At 26.1% G+C, this 372-nt stretch carries 1 protein-coding gene; it reads right to left on the bottom strand.

The window, feature by feature from the left end; translation table 11 throughout:
* Positions 1–372, bottom strand: a 372-nt coding sequence (locus LQ686_RS14405) for an IS3 family transposase (RefSeq protein ID WP_239733459.1), incomplete at both ends; no start/stop codon positions are given.

The following is a 372-nucleotide window of genomic DNA, read 5'->3' as shown; positions in this document are numbered from 1 at the left end:
GTAAATAAGTGATATCTGTTAAAAGTACTTCTAAAGGTTTCTCTGCTTTGAAATTTCTATTCAATAGATTATGTGTCTTATAATATGGATTCCCTGGTCTTTTAGATTTCTTCACGCGTACTTTACAGTTTAAATTATGTTTTTGCATAATTCTTTGTACTTTCTTGTGATTAATTATTTTATTATTTTTTCTATTTAACAAGGCAGTTATTTTTCTATAGCCATATGTAAAACGATGTTTCTTACATAGTTCTATAATTTCACGTTCATCCTCAGATATGCTGAAATCTTTGTTTTTCCATCTGTAATAATTTGATTTTGGAATATCTAAAGCTTCTAAAATGACTTTCACTGTATATTTAGATTTCAATT

Source organism: Mammaliicoccus sp. J-M41, assembly GCF_022385935.1.
Lineage (GTDB): Bacteria > Bacillota > Bacilli > Staphylococcales > Staphylococcaceae > Mammaliicoccus > Mammaliicoccus sciuri_A.
This window is presented reverse-complemented; position numbering and strand designations above follow the sequence as displayed.